This window comes from Sphingomonas sp. Root241 (assembly GCF_001428865.1).
Taxonomy (GTDB): domain Bacteria; phylum Pseudomonadota; class Alphaproteobacteria; order Sphingomonadales; family Sphingomonadaceae; genus Sphingomonas.
On the sequence record NZ_LMIV01000002.1, the window covers coordinates 161,111 to 175,821 of the forward strand.

The following is a 14,711-nucleotide window of genomic DNA, read 5'->3' on the forward strand; positions in this document are numbered from 1 at the left end:
ATTCGCTGCGCCGCTCGCGCGGTCAATCGGCGAGCGCGATTGCGGCCTCGATCAATGCTCCGCTGCGAAGATCGTCGGGCACCACGACTCGTTCCCAGCCTTGACCTGCCGCTTCCGCCGCGCGGGCGCTGACCGCCACCAACAGGATGCCGTCTCGGTCGATTCGCGCCGCATCGACGATGTGGCCGAGCCGCGCTCCCGCACGCGCGGATTGCACCAGTGCGATGCTGCCGGCGAGGCGCGCCACATCCTGCGGCGCCTCAGGTTCGCTGGCATAGACCGGGATCACCCGTGCCACGATCCCGCCCGCCTCCAGCGTCCGTTCGCGCCCCGCCAGGTGCAGTGCGCGGCGAATCCCCGCCGTCTCGGCCGCCGCGACGAGCGCCTCGGCGTCCTCCGTCCCGACGCACGCGACACGGAAACCGGCGCCCCGTGCCGCTTCGGCCGTCGCGGTGCCCACCGCATAGACCGGCAGCCGGAGCAGCGCCGAAAGGCCCGGTCCGCCGTGGCGAATGGCATTGGCGCTGGTCAGGATCAGCGCGTCGAATGCGCCCGCGTCGGGAGCATCCCATGCCAGCGCGCGCACTTCGAACAGCGGTATCCGGATTGCGTCATATCCCCGCGCCTCGATCGCCGACGCCGTGGCGCGATTGCCCGGCTCCGGGCGCAGCACGGCGATTCGACGGCTCATCCGCCGAACAGCCGGCGAATCTCTTCGGGGGCGCCCACCAGCAGGTCGCGCGCAACTGCGATCGGCAGAGCCGGATCGGACGGCGCGCCTGCCTCTTGGGCATAGACATGGACGCTGCCGTCTTCGGACAGCAATTCGGCCCTGAGCGTCATGATCGCGCCTTCGATCGTCGCCAGCGCCGCCACCGGCGAGTGGCAATCGGCCTTAAGCGCGTCGAGCAGCGCGCGCTCGGCGAGGACGCAGGCATGGGTCTGAGGATCGTCGATCTTCGCGAGCATCGCCCGGGCATGCGAATCGTCGGCGCGGCACTCGACGCCGACTGCGCCTTGTGCCGGTGCGGGCAACATCAGGTTGATCGGAATCGCGCTTCCGACGTCATGGCGTCCCAGCCGATCGAGCCCGGCAGCCGCGAGCAGGGTCGCATCGGCCTCACCCGCGGCGAGCCTGGCCAGTCGCGTGTCGACATTGCCGCGGAACAGCACGATCTCCAGATCGGGCCGCAATCTGCGCATCTGCGCCGCGCGCCGCGGCGAGCTCGTCCCCAATACCGCCCCCTGCCGCAGCGCCTCGATCGAGCCGGCACCGACCAGTCGATCCTGCACATCGGCGCGCGGCAGCATCGCCGCGATCGCGATCTCGGCGGGGCGGATCGTCTCGACGTCCTTCATCGAATGCACTGCACAGTCGATCTCGCCGTCCAGCAATGCGCGGTCGAGCTCCTTGGTCCACAGCGCCTTGCCGCCGATCTCGGCGAGCGCGCGGTCCTGCACTTTGTCGCCGGTGGTGCGGATCGGGACGATCTCGATGGCGTCGGGCGCGAGCGCATGCGCGGCGACCAGCGCATCGCGCACCATATTGGCCTGGGTGAGGGCGAGCGGCGAGCCGCGGCTGCCGAGACGGAAGATGGGCATGGCTTGTGCTAATGCCCCCGTGGACTAATTGGATGCAATGGCGCTGATCCTTGGAATTGAATCGAGCTGCGACGAGACCGCCGCCGCCTTGGTGACGAGTGATCGCCGGATCCTCGCCCACAAGCTCGCGGGGCAGGAGGCGGCGCACCGGCCCTATGGCGGCGTCGTCCCCGAAATCGCGGCGCGCGCGCATGTCGAAGTGATCGGTCCGCTGGTCGAGGCGGCGCTCGCCGAGGCGGGAGTGGCGCTCGATGACGTCGACGCCGTTGCCGCCACTGCGGGGCCCGGGCTGATCGGCGGGGTGATGGTGGGCCTCGTCACCGGCAAGGCGCTCGCGCTGGCCAGCGGCAAGCCGCTGATCGCGGTAAACCATCTCGAAGGCCATGGCCTGTCACCGCGGCTCGCCGATCCCGAGCTCGCTTTCCCCTATCTGCTGCTGCTCGTCTCGGGCGGGCATTGCCAGTTGCTGCTGGTCGAAGGAGTGGGACGCTATCGCCGGCTCGCCACGACGATCGACGATGCCGCGGGAGAAGCGTTCGACAAGACCGCCAAATTGCTCGGCCTCGGCTTTCCCGGCGGTCCCGCAGTCGAGAAGGCCGCGGCGCAGGGTGACCCCCGCGCCGTGCCGCTGCCGCGCCCGTTGGTCGGCTCGGCCGAGCCGCATTTCTCGTTCGCCGGGCTCAAGAGCGCCGTCGCGCGCGTGGTCGGCCAGTATAGTGCCGAGGATATCGCCGCTTCTTTCCAGCAGGCAGTGGTCGATTGCCTGCTCGATCGTACCCGGCGGGCGTTGCAATCGGTCGAGGCCACGGCCCTGGTCGTGGCCGGCGGAGTCGCTGCGAATGCAGGCGTTCGCACCGCGCTTGAATCGCTCGCCCGCGAACACGGCATGCGTTTCGTCGCGCCGCCTCTGTGGCTGTGCACCGACAATGCCGCGATGATCGCCTGGGCCGGCGCCGAGCGATTCGCCGCCGGGCTCACCGATCCGCTCGATTTTCCGGCGCGGCCGCGCTGGCCGCTCGATCCGGGGGCGGAAAAGGTCCGCGGCGCAGGCGTGAAGGCATGAGGATTCGGTCATGAGGATCGGAGTGATCGGCGGCGGCGCCTGGGGTACCGCATTGGCGCAGGTGGCGGCGCGCGGCGGGCAACCCGTCACGCTCTGGGCGCGTGAATCCGAAGTGGTCGAGAGCGTCAACGAATCGCATGAGAATCGCCACTTCCTCGCCGGCGTCGCGCTTTCCGATACGATCCGTGCCACCGGCGACCTCGCCGACCTCGCCGGCCATGATGCTTTGCTCGTCGTCGCCCCGGCCCAGCATGTCCGCGCCGTCCTCGCCGCCGCTCCGATCGGCAGCACGCCGCTCCTGCTCTGCGCCAAGGGGATCGAGGCGGGCAGCCGCCTGCTCGTCGGCGAAGTCGCGCACCAGGCAGCGCCCGATGCGCCGATCGCCGTCCTCTCAGGCCCCACCTTCGCGCACGAAGTCGCCGCCGGAAAGCCCACTGCGGTCACACTCGCCTGCGAGGACGAGGAACTACGCGCGCGCCTTGCCGAGCGCCTGGCCGGTCCCGCCTTCCGCACTTATGGCTCGGCCGACGTGATCGGCGCGGAGATCGGCGGCGCGGTCAAGAACGTTCTCGCGATCGCCTGCGGCGTGGTCGAGGGCGCCGGACTCGGTCTGAATGCCCGCGCCGCGCTGATCGCGCGCGGTTTCGCCGAGATGACGCGTTTCGGCCTCGCCCGTGGCGGCCAGGCCGAAACGCTCACCGGCCTCTCGGGTCTCGGCGATCTCGTCCTCACCTGCTCCTCGACCAATTCGCGCAATTTCTCGCTCGGCGTCGGACTCGGCCAGGGAAAGCGCGCCGCCGAGCTGATGGCCGATCGCAAGACCGTGGCCGAAGGGGCCTTCACTGCCCCGGTGCTCCGCGAGGCCGCCGCCGAAGCCGGAGTCGACATGCCGGTGACGCAGGCAGTCAACGCCTTGCTGGAAGGCGCCGCGGTGCGGGACGTGATCGAGGCGCTGCTCAGCCGCCCGCTGCGGGAGGAAGTCCAATGAAGTGGGCGGCGATGCTGCGCGGGATCAATCTCGGCAAGCGGCAGCTCAAATCGGCCGAATTGAAGGCCGTGGTCGAGGGAATGGGCTTCACCGAGGTCAAGACGATCCTCGCCTCGGGCAATGTCGTCTTCGAGGCGGGCGACGCGAAACCCGAAACACTCGAGCGCGATCTCCATACCGCGTTGGAGAAAGCGACCGGGCTCAAGTCCGAGGCCTTCGTCCGCAGCCGCGCCGAGCTTGCCACGCTGGTCGAAGCCAATCCCTTCCCCGAAGCGGCACGTGAGCGCCCGAGCTTCCTCGTCGTCAGCTTCCACCGCGATTCCGTCGACAAGGCGGCGATCGATCGGCTGGCCCAGAGCTATGACGGCCCCGAACGGATGGTGGTGGTCGGCCGCGAGCTGTTCACCGATTTTCCCGACGGCCAGGGTCGCTCGAACCTGATCCCGGTGCTGCAGAAGGCGAAGCTCTCGCAGGCCAATACCGGGCGGAACTGGAACACGGTGCAGAAACTGCTCGCCGCGCTCGACTCCTAGAAGTCGACGGCGATACCCTTGCGCTCCCAATCGCCGTAGCGCGTCGGGTCGAGCGGGTCGGTTGACGGCGCGGCGGGTGCGGGCTTGGGCACCGGCGGGCTCTTCGAGAGATGCTGCGGGGGCTTCACATGGCTCGGGCGCTGGCCCATGGCACTGGCTCCAATGAGTAAAGCCCCCAATCGCCCCCGCCGCCCGAGCGGTCAAGAGCCCGACGGCCCCGGCGTTCCCGCGCGCCGGGCGGCGCTCAAGCTGCTCGACGCCGTACTCCGCCGCGGCCTCGCGCTCGAACAGGCGCTGGATTCGGCTGCCTCCGGCCTCGCGCCCAATGATCGCGGGCTCGCGCATGCGATCGCCGCCGAAACGCTCCGCCGGCTTCCCGATCTCGATGCGCTGATCGATTCGGCTACCCAGCGCGACTTGCCTGATGACGCCAAGGCGCGCTTCGCATTGCGCATCGCCTTGGTCCAGGCGCTGGTGCTCGGCACCCCCGGCCATGCCGCGATCTCCACGGTTCTCCCGCTCGTCGATGGCGGGCCCCGGAAACTCGTCCACGGCGTGTTCGGCACGCTGATTCGGCAGGGAGCGAGTCTGCCGGAGCCTCCCACGCTTCCCGACTCGGTGGCGCTGCGCTGGCACGCCGCCTGGGGCGATCAGATGATCGAAGATGCAGAGCGCGCCATCGCCGTCCCGCCGCCGCTCGACCTGACGTTGCGCGATCCGGCGCACGCACCCGATCTGCCGGGCAAGAGCCTGCTGCCCGGCCATCTTCGCCTCGACGAAAAGGCCGCGGTCACCGGCATCGAAGGTTATGCCGAAGGCGATTGGTGGGTGCAGGATCTCGCCGCCTCGATCCCCGCCCGGCTGCTCGGCAAGGGCAGCGGCACAGCACTCGATCTTTGCGCCGCGCCCGGGGGCAAGACGCTCCAGCTCGCCGCAGCCGGCTGGGCCGTGACCGCCGTGGATGTCTCTGAAAGTCGTCTCGCGCGACTTCACGAAAATCTCGCACGCACCGGGCTCGCCGCGACGGTGATCGCCGCCGATCTCTTTAAATGGCAGCCGGATGCGCCTGCCGATGCCGTGCTGCTCGACGCGCCGTGCAGCGCCACCGGCATCTTCCGGCGCCACCCCGACGTGCTCCACCGCGTCCGCCCCTCGCTGATCGCCGAAATGGCCGCGCTCCAGTCTGGTCTGCTGGCCCGCGCCGCTTCATGGGTGAAGCCCGGCGGCACGCTGGTCTTCTCCACCTGCTCGCTCGAGCCGCAGGAAGGCGAAGCGCAGCTCACCCGCTTCCTTGCCGAGCATCCCGAATTCGCGATTGCGCCGATATCGCCCGATGAACTCCCGCAGGGCATCGCGCCGCGCGAAGACGGCGCGCTCCGTCTCCTGCCCGGCGTGCTCGCGGAGAAAGGCGGGCTCGACGGCTTCTTCATCGCACGGCTACGAAGGGGCTGAAGCCGTCATCGGCGTGAACCCCGGTTGCGCGCGAATCATGCCATGCTAGAGCAATCGACATGCCCGCCGTCCGCATCGCCCCCTCGATCCTTTCCGCCGACTTCGCTCGTCTCGGCGAGGAGATCCGCGCGATCGACGCCGCGGGGGCCGACTGGATCCATGTCGACGTCATGGACGGGCATTTCGTGCCCAACATCACGATCGGTCCTGCAGTGATCAAGGCACTCCGGCCGCACACCGCCAAGCCGTTCGACGTCCATCTGATGATCACGCCGGTCGATCCACTACTCGCCGCCTTCGCCGATGCCGGCGCCGATACCATCTCGGTGCATCCGGAATCGGGCCCGCACCTCCATCGCACGCTCCAGACGATCAAGGCGCTGGGCAAGCGCGCCGGCGTGGTGCTGAACCCCGCGACCCCCGTCGATGTCGTCGACCATGTCATGGACATGATCGACCTGATCCTCGTGATGAGCGTCAATCCCGGCTTCGGCGGGCAGAAGTTCATCGAGAGCCAGCTTCCCAAGATCACCGAGCTCCGCCGGCGGATCACCGCATCGGGCCGCGCGATCGACCTCGAGGTCGATGGCGGCGTCGATCGGGATACCGCGCCGCGCGTGATCGCCGCGGGCGCCGACGCGCTGGTCGCCGGCACCGCCACCTTCACCGGCGGCCGAGATCATTATGCCGACAACATCGCTGCGTTAAGGGGCGGATGAACGATTCACCGCCCGGGTCCGGCGCCGACGGAGTCGAGGAAGGCAAACGGCTCATCCGCACCGGCGGCGATCGCGGGCTGAGCCTTGCCGAGCGCATCTCCGAACGCTTCCAGCGCCTGACCTGGGGCACGCCGCTCCACGCGATGCGGCTGCGCGGACGCCATCCGCTCAAGCTCATCGCGGTCCCCGACGATCCCTTTTTCGGCGATGTCCATCGCGGTAACGGCCTGCTTCAGGGCGTGGTCCGCTTCCGCGGCGAGGAACGCGCGATCGAGCAGCTCGATTTCAGCAAGCCCGGCTGGTCGACTCCCTTTGCCGAATATCTCCAGAGCTTCGCCTGGCTTCGCGATCTATCCAGCGTCACGACCCGCGCGCAGGGCGCGCCGATCGCCGAGGAGATCATGCGGCGCTGGCTGGAGGCGCATGGCGAGAAAGTCTCCGATCCGGCATGGCGCGCCGATCAATGGGGCCGGCGCATCCTGTTCTGGACCGCGCATGCCCCGCTGATCCTCTCGTCCAGCAATCTGATCTACCGGTCGAGCGTGCTCCATGCGTTAGCCCGAGGGGCGCGGCACCTCGATCGCAGCGCCGATCGCGTTCAGCCCGGGGTGGCGCGGATCGCCGCCTGGTGCGGGGTGCTGGTAGCGGGTCTGTCGATGCCGGGCGGAGATCCGCGCCGCGCATTTGGCGAAAATGGACTCAAGCGCGCGCTCGAGCATTCGGTGTTTGAGGATGGCGGCAGTGTCACGCGCTCGCCCGCCGCGCAGCTCGAATCGATCCAGCTCCTGACCATATTGGAAGAGGCCTATGCCTCGCGCCGGCTCCGGACCCCGGACTTCATCGATGCCACGCGCGCGCGCATGGTCACCGCATTGCTCGGGCTATGCCATGGCGACAAGGGCCTTTCGAGCTGGCAGGGCTCGGGGCCGATTGCAGGCGACGTCATCGAGCAAGTGATCGAGGCGACTGGCGTGCGTACCCGTCCGCTCAAGCAGGCACGCGAATGGGGCTATCAGCGGCTCGCTGCGGGACAGAGCGTGCTGATCATGGATGCCGCGCCGCCGCCATTGGCGCGGCTGGTCGAGGGCGGCTGCGCCTCGACCTTGGCGTTCGAATTCTCCGACGGCACGGATCGCATCGTCGTCAATTGCGGCGGCGCGCGCTCGGCGAATGCCCTTGTCCCCGCGGCGCTCACCGAAGGCTTGCGCACCACCGCCGCGCATTCCACTCTCGTGCTCAGCAACAGCAATTCGACGGCGATCCATTCGGACGGCACGCTCGGCCGCGGCGTGGTCGAAGTCGAGCTCGCGCGGCACGAGACCGACAGCGCGAGCCGGATCGAGGCGAGCCATGACGGCTATGTTCGCCGTCTCGGCTATCTCCATCGTCGTGTCGTGGCGATGTCGCCCGATGGCAGGGACATCCGTGGTGAGGACATGCTGCTCCCCGCTGATCGGCGCAAGCACAAGACTCCGACGCCTTTCACCGCGCGCTTCCATCTCCACCCGCAGGTCGAAGTGACGCCCACCGCCGATGGTTTCGCCGCGATCCTGCGCACTGCCTCGGGGCATCTCTGGCAATTCCGCTGCAAGGGCGGCGAGCTCACGATCGAGGACAGCCTCTGGGTCGATCCGCGCGGTCGCCCGCTGCCCAGCCAGCAGCTCGTCGTCACCGGCGCCAGCCCCGCGGGCGGGACCAATCTCAGCTGGCTGTTCCACCGGGCGAAATAGGGGTTGCGACGTGGGGCTCGATCCTTAGGAGGACGGGCCATGGACCAGGTCACGATCAAGCGCGCGCTCCTTTCGGTTTCCGACAAGGCTGGAATCATCGAACTCGGGCAGGCGCTAGCGGCGCAGGGCGTCGAGCTCGTCTCCACCGGCGGCACTGCAAAGGCACTGCGCGACGCGGGACTCGAGGTCCGCGACATCTCCGATCTCACCGGCTTTCCCGAGATGATGGACGGCCGGGTCAAGACGCTCCATCCCAAGGTCCATGGCGGCCTGCTCGCCGTACGCGACAATGCCGAGCACCTCGCCTCGATGGACGAACACGCAATCGGGGCGATCGATCTGGTGGTGGTGAACCTCTATCCCTTCGCCCAGACCGTGGCGCGCGGTGCAGCGCGCGAGGAGATCATCGAGAATATCGATATCGGCGGTCCCTCGATGGTGCGTTCGGCGGCGAAGAACCACGAATCGGTCGCGATCCTAACCGATCCCGCCGACTACGCGCTTGTTCACGGAGGCGGCACGACGCTGGAGCAGCGCCGGAAGTTCGCCGCCAAGGCCTATGCCGCCACCGCCGCTTATGACGCCGCGATTGCGAGCTGGTTCGCCTTCGCCGATCAGGGTGAGGCGTTCCCCGCCACGCTGCCGGTCGCCCTCACCAAGGGCCCCGAACTGCGCTACGGCGAGAATCCACACCAGTCGGCGGCGCTCTACCTTCCCCAGACCGGCACGCGCGGCATCGCGCAGGCCGAGCAGCTGCAGGGCAAGGCGCTCAGCTACAACAATTACAACGACGCCGATGCCGCGCTCGAATTGGTTTCCGAGTTCAAGGACGGTCCGCCCACGGTGGTCATCGTCAAGCACGCCAACCCGTGCGGCGTCGCCACTGCCGATACGCTGAAGGCAGCCTATCTCGAGGCGCTCGCCTGCGATTCGGTTTCTGCGTTCGGCGGCATCATCGCGGTCAACCGCACGCTCGACCGCGAGACTGCCGAGGCGATGGCCGGCATCTTCACCGAAGTCGTCGTCGCCCCCGATGCGGACGCGGATGCCCGCGCCGTCTTCGCTACGAAGAAGAATCTTCGCCTGCTGATCACCGGCGACTTGCCCGACCCCGCCCGCCCGGGCTTGATGCTCAAGTCGATCGCCGGCGGGATGCTCGTTCAGTCCCGCGACAATGGCCGACTCGGCGAACTCAAGGTGGTGACGAAGCGTGCACCGACCGAACAGGAGCTCGCCGATTGCCGCTTCGCCTGGACCGTGGCCAAGCACGTCAAGTCGAATGCGATCGTCTATGCCAAGGGCGGCAGCACGGCCGGGATCGGCGCGGGCCAGATGAACCGTCTCGAATCGGCGCGCATCGCCGCGTGGAAGGCCAAGGATGCTGCCGACAAGGCTGGCTGGGCCCAGCCGCGGACGATCGGCTCGGCAGTCGCCTCGGATGCCTTCTTCCCCTTCGCCGACGGCCTGCTGGCGGCGGTCGAAGCCGGCGCCACTGCCGTGATCCAGCCCGGCGGCTCGATCCGCGACGACGAAGTCATCGCCGCCGCCGACGAAGCCGGGCTCGCAATGGTGTTCACCGGAATGCGGCATTTCCGCCACTGACCGGCGCTGTCATCAGGTCAGCCTTGCTGACCTACTCGACAAGGCTTTTGAAATTTTATAACAAGCGTCCGGAAACCGGGCCCGTGCGTTCACGAAGCGACACGGCCTGCAATTCGGAGAGACCATGGACGCCTCGCGCGCCAATTTGCCGCCGCTATCGCTGCATGTGCCGGAACCCAGATTCCGCCCTGGCGACGAAGCCGACTTCAGCGATGTCGATGTTCCGCCCGCAGGTTCGGCCCGCCGCCCGGACACCGCCGAACCCGCCGCCAACTTTCATGAGCTCGCATACACGCTTGTTCGTGTGCTCGACGAATCGGGCCAGGCGGTCGGCCCGTGGAACCCGCGACTCGATGCGCAAGTGCTCCGCAAGATGCTCCGTTCGATGGCGATGGTCCGCGCGTTCGATGAGCGCATGTTCCGCGCCCAGCGGCAGGGCAAGACCAGCTTCTACATGAAGTCGACCGGCGAGGAGGCCGTATCGGTCGCCGCGACGATGGCGCTCGCCAGCGACGACATGTGCTTTCCCTCCTATCGCCAGCAGGGAATCCTGATCACGCGCGGCTATCCGCTGGTCACGATGATGAACCAGATCTACTCGAACAAGGGCGATCCGCTGCAGGGCCGGCAGTTGCCGATCATGTATTCGGCCAAGGACCACGGCTTCTTCTCGATCTCGGGCAATCTCGCCACGCAATATCCGCAGGCAGTGGGCTGGGCGATGGCGAGCGCGGCGAAGGGCGATACCCGAATCGCGGCGACCTGGTGCGGCGAGGGATCGACCGCGGAAGGCGACTTCCACTCGGCGATGACCTTCGCGACCGTCTACAAGGCGCCAGTCATCCTCAACGTCGTCAACAATCAATGGGCGATCAGCAGCTTTTCGGGCTTTGCCGGCGCCGAAGCGACGACCTTCGCGGCGCGCGCGGTGGGCTATGGCATCGCCGGGCTGCGCGTCGATGGCAACGACGCGCTGGCGGTCTATGCAGCCACGCAATGGGCCGCCGAACGCGCGCGGACCAATCAGGGCCCGACGCTGATCGAGCATTTCACCTATCGTGCCGAGGGGCACTCCACGTCCGATGACCCGACCGCCTATCGCTCGGCGGGCGAGCCCAATGCGTGGCCGCTCGGCGATCCGGTCCGCCGACTGAAGGATCACCTCATCGCGCTCGGCGAATGGGACGAGGAGCGCCACGCCGCGCAGGATCTCGAGCTCGCCGAGGAAGTGAAGCGCGCGCAGAAGGAAGCCGAGAAGAACGGCATCCTCGGCCATGGCATGCACCAGCCCTTCGAGACGATGTTCGAAGGGGTGTTCGAAGAGATGCCGTGGCACCTCAAGGAACAGTCGGAACAGATGATCGCCGAGCGCAAGGCTGCGGGGATATGAGCGCCGCGGACGAAGCGGGAGCGACCACCCGCATGAACATGATCCAGGCGATCAACTCCGCCATGGACGTGATGATGGCGCGCGATCCCGACGTCGTCGTGATGGGCGAAGATGTCGGCTATTTCGGCGGCGTGTTCCGCGCCACCGCGGGGCTGCAGGCGAAGTACGGCAAGACCCGCGCCTTCGACACGCCGATCACCGAGATCGGCATCATCGGCGTGGCGATAGGCATGGGCGCATACGGCCTGCGCCCGGTCCCCGAGATCCAGTTCGCCGATTACATCTATCCCGCGCTCGACCAGCTCGTCTCCGAAGCCGCGCGGCTGCGCTATCGCTCGGCGGCGGACTTCACTGCGCCGATCACCGTCCGCTCGCCTTATGGCGGCGGCATTTTCGGGGGGCAGACGCACTCGCAGTCGCCCGAGGGAATCTTCACGCACGTCTCGGGCATCAAGACGGTGATTCCGTCGACGCCCTATGACGCCAAGGGGCTGCTGATCGCTGCGATCGAGGACAATGATCCCGTCCTCTTCCTCGAGCCCAAGCGCATCTATAACGGCCCGTTCGACGGCCATTACGACCGGCCTTCGAAGAACTGGTCGGCGCATCCGGCGGGCGAAGTGCCCGAGGGGCATTACCGCGTCGAACTCGGCAAGGCGGCGACGGTCCGCAGCGGCGAGGCTGTGACGATCCTGTGCTACGGCACGATGGTCCATGTCGTCGCCAACACCATCGAGGAACTGGGCGTGGACGCCGAGATCATCGATCTGCGCACGCTCGTGCCGCTCGACATCGAGGCGATCGAGCAATCGGTGAAGAAGACCGGCCGCTGCATGATCGTCCATGAAGCGACCCGCACCGGCGGTTTCGGCGCCGAGCTCTCGGCTTTGGTGCAGGAGCGCTGCTTCTACCATCTCGAAGCGCCGATCGAACGCGTCACCGGCTTCGACACGCCCTATCCCCACAGCCTCGAATGGGCCTATTTCCCGGGCCCGGTCCGCATTGCCGAGGCGCTCAAGAAACTCCTGAAGGACTGACTCGCATGGCCCGCTTCACTTTCCGCCTGCCGGATATCGGCGAAGGCATCGCCGAGGCCGAGATCGTCGCCTGGCATGTGCGTGTCGGCGAGCGCGTCGAGGAGGACCAGCAGGTCGCCGACATGATGACCGACAAGGCGACGGTCGAGATGGAATCGCCGGTGTCGGGCGTGGTGGTCGAGCTTGCCGGCGAAGTCGGCGATCAGGTCGCGATCGGATCGGCGCTGATGGTTGTCGAGACGGATGGGGACGAAGCGGCGGTTTCCGAGGAAGTCGAGGAACAGGTCGAGGCGGAGAATCCGGGGGTTGAAGCGGCCGAAGAAAAGCCCTCTCCCCTTCAGGGGAGAGGGTTGGGAGAGGGGGAGTCTTCCTCCAGCCCGGCGCCCGTGGTTCAGGCCCCTCTCCCCAGCCCTCTCCCCGCAAGCGGAGAGAGGGAGCAGAAGCACGTCCTCGCCTCCCCCGCGGTCCGGGCCCGTGCGCGCGACCTCGGCATCGATCTCGCCGCCGTGAAAGCCGAAGGCGATCGCCTGCGCCATTCCGATCTCGATGCCTATCTCCGCTACGGCCAGGGCCAAGGCTATCACGTCCCGCACGCGAGCCGTGCCCGCGAGGACGAACCGGTCAAGGTCATCGGCATGCGCCGCCGCATCGCCGAGAACATGGCTGCCTCGAAGCGCGCGATCCCGCATTTCACTTATGTCGAAGAGATCGACGTCACGACGCTCGAAGCCATGCGCGGCGACTTGAACGCCAATCGCGGCAATCGCCCCAAGCTGACGATGTTGCCCTTCCTGATCGTCGCGATCTGCCGGACGATCCCCGATTTTCCGATGATCAACGCGCGCTACGACGACGAGGCCGGCGTGGTCACACGCCACGGCCGCGTCCATCTCGGCATGGCGACGCAGACCGATGCGGGGCTGATGGTGCCGGTGATCCGGGATGCGCAGGACAGGAATGTCTGGCAGCTCGCGAGCGAGATCGGGCGTCTCGCCGATGCCGCGCGCACCGGCAAGGCGAAGAGCGAGGAACTGAGCGGCTCGACGCTCACCGTCACATCGCTCGGCCCGCTCGGTGGCATCGCCACGACCCCCGTCATCAATCGGCCCGAAGTCGCGATCATCGGCCCCAACAAGATCGTCGAGCGGCCGATCTTTCAGGGTGACGAGATCGTCCGCGCCAAATTGATGAACCTGTCGATCAGCTGCGACCACCGTGTCGTCGACGGCTGGGATGCGGCGAGTTACGTCCAGGCAGTCAAGAAACTGCTCGAGACGCCCGTATTGCTCTTCGCCGACTGAGATGGCGCATTTCCTGCTCCGCTACGATCTCGTGCCCGATTATATCGAGCGTCGCGGGGCATTTCGCGAGCGCCACCTCGCGCTCGCCTGGGCGGCAGCCGGGCGCGGTACACTACTGCTCGGCGGCGCGGTCGGCGATCCGGTCGAATCGGCGCTGCTGCTGTTCACCGACGCCGATGCCGCCCGCGCCTTTGCGGAGGCCGATCCATATGTGGCGAACGGGCTGGTGACAGGCTGGCGCGTCCAGCCCTGGAACACCGTCGTCGGTGCCGAAGCCGCCAATCCGGTGCGGCCGGCCTAGCCCGGCAGGAAGATCGACCGGCTCAGCACGTCGCGCACCATTTCGCGGCCCGAAGCGATCCGCTCCTGTGCCGCGCGTTCGATCCGCGCCGTCTCTCCGGCCAGCTCCATCCGGCGCTTCGACAAGGCGCGGAACCGCGCTTCGTCGTCGCCGCTCCGGAAGCCGAAATAGCCGCCATTGTTGAACCAGCCGCGCTTCGCCAGCAGGTCGCATAGCTCGGAGGTCGCGCCGACCATTGCAAGCTGGTTGTCCCGCAGGGGATCGCCGGCCGATGCCTCCCGCCCGGACATCATTGCAATGCCTTGCTTCGCCTTCGCGGGCAGATTGGCCGCACCCAGCGCCTGCGCCATCGCCGTGGCGCGGCGGTTGCGGTCAACCGCTTGCGACTGCGCCAGTGTCCGGAGATCGGCAATCGCCACACATTGCGACAGCGCGCGCGGATCCTGTTCGAGCAGATAGGGGCTGGTGAGATTGGCCACGCCGAGTCGGCCGAACGCAGTGCCGAAATCGCGCTGCGCCAGCGTATCGGCAGTCACGCTCTCGACGAACAGCCGCGAAAGCGGCCCGCGCGATGCGGCACCCGCCGGCACCTTGGGTGCGCCGCCCGGCCCGAACTCGACTTCGGCGAAGCTGCTCGCATCGGCACGCGCCAATGTTTCATATTGGGCGTGCGCGATCATCGCCGCGCCGGCGCCCGCCGCCAGCAGCAAGGCGAGCGAACCGAGCTTCCACGCTATCGTCGAGTAGCGCGTCGTCGCGACGAAACCGACTGCCCAGAGCAGCAGTGCCAAGACGACGCCTGCACCGATCAACGACCCGAGCGGCTGTTGCGGCACGAGGCGCGGCGCCAGCAAAGCGGCGAGCACGAGGAGGGCCACGCCAATTAGGGTTGCGATGACAGGATGGTCGTATGGGGTCTCGCGCCCCGCTTCCTCGATGTGATTCATGCGTTCCCCCCGAGCGCAGGAAGTAACCGAGTCGCGCCGGCACGCA

At 67.7% G+C, this 14,711-nt stretch carries 15 protein-coding genes; 11 read left to right on the forward strand and 4 right to left on the reverse strand.

Annotated elements, in window-relative coordinates; translation table 11 throughout:
• Positions 1-22 precede the first annotated feature (22 nt).
• A complete protein-coding gene (locus tag ASE13_RS11375) occupies positions 23-691 on the reverse strand; it encodes a uroporphyrinogen-III synthase (protein ID WP_056615598.1) in 669 nt (222 codons plus the stop codon).
• Entirely contained in the window at positions 688-1,602 is a 915-nt protein-coding gene (gene hemC, locus ASE13_RS11380) for a hydroxymethylbilane synthase (protein ID WP_056615601.1), read from the reverse strand. Before hemC ends, ASE13_RS11375 begins: the two co-directional genes overlap by 4 nt.
• A 37-nt stretch (positions 1,603-1,639) precedes the next feature.
• Here hemC and tsaD point away from each other — a divergent pair, with 37 nt between their 5' ends.
• The 3 genes from tsaD to ASE13_RS11395 are packed head-to-tail and all read left to right on the forward strand — an operon-like array spanning position 1,640 to position 4,186.
• Complete coding sequence (gene tsaD / locus ASE13_RS11385; protein WP_056615604.1) at positions 1,640-2,665, forward strand: tRNA (adenosine(37)-N6)-threonylcarbamoyltransferase complex transferase subunit TsaD; 1,026 nt, start codon at positions 1,640-1,642, stop codon at positions 2,663-2,665.
• A 10-nt stretch (positions 2,666-2,675) separates the two neighbouring features.
• A complete protein-coding gene (locus tag ASE13_RS11390) occupies positions 2,676-3,653 on the forward strand; it encodes an NAD(P)H-dependent glycerol-3-phosphate dehydrogenase (protein WP_056615606.1) in 978 nt (325 codons plus the stop codon).
• Positions 3,650-4,186 (forward strand): DUF1697 domain-containing protein, encoded by a 537-nt coding sequence (locus ASE13_RS11395; RefSeq protein ID WP_056615609.1) that lies wholly within the window; start codon positions 3,650-3,652, stop codon positions 4,184-4,186. The genes ASE13_RS11390 and ASE13_RS11395 overlap by 4 nt, the downstream gene beginning before the upstream one ends.
• On the opposite strand, the gene ASE13_RS19485 is transcribed toward ASE13_RS11395, so the two are convergent.
• Positions 4,183-4,335 carry a DUF1674 domain-containing protein gene (locus ASE13_RS19485; RefSeq protein ID WP_082596713.1) on the reverse strand — a complete coding sequence of 51 codons (153 nt, stop codon included), beginning with the start codon at positions 4,333-4,335 and terminating at the stop codon, positions 4,183-4,185. The genes ASE13_RS11395 and ASE13_RS19485 overlap by 4 nt on opposite strands.
• A gap of 13 nt (positions 4,336-4,348) precedes the next feature.
• Here ASE13_RS19485 and ASE13_RS11400 point away from each other — a divergent pair, with 13 nt between their 5' ends.
• From ASE13_RS11400 to ASE13_RS11435, 8 genes are all read left to right on the forward strand, one after another.
• Entirely contained in the window at positions 4,349-5,638 is a 1,290-nt protein-coding gene (locus ASE13_RS11400; RefSeq protein ID WP_056615612.1) for an RsmB/NOP family class I SAM-dependent RNA methyltransferase, read from the forward strand.
• 59 nt (positions 5,639-5,697) lie between these two features.
• Entirely contained in the window at positions 5,698-6,357 is a 660-nt protein-coding gene (gene rpe / locus ASE13_RS11405; RefSeq protein WP_056615615.1) for a ribulose-phosphate 3-epimerase, read from the forward strand.
• The gene (locus tag ASE13_RS11410; protein WP_056615618.1) at positions 6,354-8,087 is read left to right on the forward strand and encodes a heparinase II/III domain-containing protein; all 1,734 of its coding nucleotides are present in this window, start codon (positions 6,354-6,356) and stop codon (positions 8,085-8,087) included. Before rpe ends, ASE13_RS11410 begins: the two co-directional genes overlap by 4 nt.
• Before the next feature lie 39 nt (positions 8,088-8,126).
• A complete protein-coding gene (gene purH, locus ASE13_RS11415) occupies positions 8,127-9,689 on the forward strand; it encodes a bifunctional phosphoribosylaminoimidazolecarboxamide formyltransferase/IMP cyclohydrolase (RefSeq protein ID WP_056615622.1) in 1,563 nt (520 codons plus the stop codon).
• Between the two features lie 124 nt (positions 9,690-9,813).
• Positions 9,814-11,079, forward strand: a complete 1,266-nt coding sequence (locus tag ASE13_RS11420; RefSeq protein WP_056615625.1) for a 3-methyl-2-oxobutanoate dehydrogenase (2-methylpropanoyl-transferring) subunit alpha — start codon at positions 9,814-9,816, stop codon at positions 11,077-11,079.
• Positions 11,080-11,111: 32 nt separating this feature from the next.
• Positions 11,112-12,116 (forward strand): alpha-ketoacid dehydrogenase subunit beta, encoded by a 1,005-nt coding sequence (locus ASE13_RS11425; RefSeq protein WP_056617690.1) that lies wholly within the window; start codon positions 11,112-11,114, stop codon positions 12,114-12,116.
• A gap of 5 nt (positions 12,117-12,121) precedes the next feature.
• Positions 12,122-13,417 (forward strand): dihydrolipoamide acetyltransferase family protein, encoded by a 1,296-nt coding sequence (locus ASE13_RS11430; protein WP_056615627.1) that lies wholly within the window; start codon positions 12,122-12,124, stop codon positions 13,415-13,417.
• Position 13,418: 1 nt separating this feature from the next.
• Complete coding sequence (locus tag ASE13_RS11435) at positions 13,419-13,718, forward strand: YciI-like protein (RefSeq protein ID WP_056615630.1); 300 nt, start codon at positions 13,419-13,421, stop codon at positions 13,716-13,718.
• On the opposite strand, the gene ASE13_RS11440 is transcribed toward ASE13_RS11435, so the two are convergent.
• A complete protein-coding gene (locus tag ASE13_RS11440; protein ID WP_056615633.1) occupies positions 13,715-14,665 on the reverse strand; it encodes a hypothetical protein in 951 nt (316 codons plus the stop codon). The two genes, ASE13_RS11435 and ASE13_RS11440, sit on opposite strands and share 4 nt — an antisense overlap.
• Positions 14,666-14,711 lie beyond the last annotated feature (46 nt).

Coding starts and splice junctions, on each gene's coding strand:
- ASE13_RS11435 (WP_056615630.1), top strand. CDS start 13,419: ATGGCGCATTTCCTGCTCCGCTACGATCTCGTGCCCGATTATATCGAG.
- rpe (WP_056615615.1), top strand. CDS start 5,698: ATGCCCGCCGTCCGCATCGCCCCCTCGATCCTTTCCGCCGACTTCGCT.
- ASE13_RS11440 (WP_056615633.1), bottom strand. CDS start 14,665: ATGAATCACATCGAGGAAGCGGGGCGCGAGACCCCATACGACCATCCT.
- ASE13_RS11420 (WP_056615625.1), top strand. CDS start 9,814: ATGGACGCCTCGCGCGCCAATTTGCCGCCGCTATCGCTGCATGTGCCG.
- ASE13_RS11425 (WP_056617690.1), top strand. CDS start 11,112: ATGAACATGATCCAGGCGATCAACTCCGCCATGGACGTGATGATGGCG.
- ASE13_RS11410 (WP_056615618.1), top strand. CDS start 6,354: ATGAACGATTCACCGCCCGGGTCCGGCGCCGACGGAGTCGAGGAAGGC.
- tsaD (WP_056615604.1), top strand. CDS start 1,640: ATGGCGCTGATCCTTGGAATTGAATCGAGCTGCGACGAGACCGCCGCC.
- ASE13_RS19485 (WP_082596713.1), bottom strand. CDS start 4,335: ATGGGCCAGCGCCCGAGCCATGTGAAGCCCCCGCAGCATCTCTCGAAG.
- ASE13_RS11430 (WP_056615627.1), top strand. CDS start 12,122: ATGGCCCGCTTCACTTTCCGCCTGCCGGATATCGGCGAAGGCATCGCC.
- hemC (WP_056615601.1), bottom strand. CDS start 1,602: ATGCCCATCTTCCGTCTCGGCAGCCGCGGCTCGCCGCTCGCCCTCACC.
- ASE13_RS11400 (WP_056615612.1), top strand. CDS start 4,349: ATGAGTAAAGCCCCCAATCGCCCCCGCCGCCCGAGCGGTCAAGAGCCC.
- ASE13_RS11395 (WP_056615609.1), top strand. CDS start 3,650: ATGAAGTGGGCGGCGATGCTGCGCGGGATCAATCTCGGCAAGCGGCAG.
- ASE13_RS11375 (WP_056615598.1), bottom strand. CDS start 691: ATGAGCCGTCGAATCGCCGTGCTGCGCCCGGAGCCGGGCAATCGCGCC.
- purH (WP_056615622.1), top strand. CDS start 8,127: ATGGACCAGGTCACGATCAAGCGCGCGCTCCTTTCGGTTTCCGACAAG.
- ASE13_RS11390 (WP_056615606.1), top strand. CDS start 2,676: ATGAGGATCGGAGTGATCGGCGGCGGCGCCTGGGGTACCGCATTGGCG.